General features: G+C 40.6%; 2 protein-coding genes. Both read left to right on the top strand.

Features of this window, described 5'->3' with window-relative positions; all coding sequences use genetic code 11:
• A partial coding sequence (locus F6K37_RS42400) for an AAA-like domain-containing protein (RefSeq protein WP_287257217.1) occupies positions 1-197 on the top strand: 197 nt, incomplete at its 5' end.
• 3 nt (positions 198-200) lie between these two features.
• Positions 201-1,395, top strand: a 1,195-nt coding sequence (locus tag F6K37_RS42395) for an AAA-like domain-containing protein (protein WP_287257216.1), incomplete at its 3' end; no start/stop codon positions are given.

Genomic DNA, 1,395 nt, shown 5'->3' with positions numbered 1-1,395 from the left:
ACTTCCCACTTGCAGCAGCATTCAAACAAACCCTGATTACCACTGAACCCGTGCAATTAGATGCAATGGCAACCTACAAGTTGTATGGCATGGGACTGATTAAGCAGCACGGGAATCAGGTGACACCCCGTTGTGAACTCTATCGAAAGTATTTTAAAGAACGTCTAGAAGTTGAAGGTCGAGTAAAAAGGCAATAACCAATGGCAGCTTACAATTATTACCAAGTTGGCGGGAGTTTAAGATACAAACACCCCACCTATATCGAGCGGCAAGCCGATAAAGATCTCTATGAAGGGTTAAAGAATGGAGATTTTTGTTATGTTTTGAACTCGCGTCAGATGGGTAAGTCCAGCCTGCGAGTCCGCATGATGAAAATACTAAAAGAGGAAGGAGTAAAATGTGCCTCTATCGATATGGGGAGACTAGGTAGCCTTGTCACTCCAGAAAATTGGTATGGGGGAGTTGTCTCTGAGTTATGGAGAGGTTTTAGTCTTTCTACAGATATTGATGGTGATCGCATTTGGTGGCAGCAGCAGGGATGGCTACCGCCAGTACTGCGCTTGAGTCGGTTTATCGAAGACGTATTGCTAGCTCAATTTTCAAAAAATATTGTCATTTTTATCGATGAAATCGATAACATTATCAAGATTAACTTCAAGGATGACTTTTTTACCTTTATCCGCACTTGCTATAACCAACGGGTAGATAATCCAGAGTATGCTCGTCTTACCTTTTGTCTGCTAGGAGTAGCAACACCATCGAATTTGATTCAAGACAAAAAACGCACCCCGTTTAATGTGGGTCGAGCAATTGAACTAACTGGCTTTACCCTAAAGGAAGCAAGATTACCTTTAACTAGAGGCTTAAAAGAAACCGTAGACAATCCTGATAAAGTCCTAGGAAAGGTATTACATTCGACGGGAGGACAACCTTTTTTGACTCAGAAATTGTGCCAGTTGATTGTTCAAAATGCAGAAAGTAAAAGTTTAAATATTGAGCAATTGATTCAAAAGTACGTCATCGACAATTGGGAAGTGCAGGATGAACCAGAACATTTGAGGACAATTCGCGATCGCCTTCTCAGTAATGAACTTCGCGCCGTTAAACTTTTGGAACTTTACAAGCAAATTTTGCGTTTTGGTGGGAGTAGCACTAATAACAATACCGATGAAGTGGAATTACGACTATCGGGTTTAGTAGTTAAGCAAAATGGTCAATTAAAAGTTTATAACCCAATTTATCAGCAAGTTTTTAATCTGGATTGGGTTGAAAACCAATTAGTATCCCTCTGGCTTTTGTTCCAACATCCAGGAAGCGCTAAAGATATCCCTGTTCCATCTCCCAACCTCCCAGACTTAACCAAATTTTTCTGGTTTTGTGTAATTTTGCTAGCTA

It is taken from the genome of Moorena sp. SIO4E2, assembly GCF_010671945.1.
Classification (GTDB): Bacteria; Cyanobacteriota; Cyanobacteriia; order Cyanobacteriales; family Coleofasciculaceae; genus Moorena; species Moorena producens.
The sequence above is the reverse complement of the archived record's forward strand: the minus strand, read 5'-3'. Positions and strand labels throughout refer to the sequence as shown.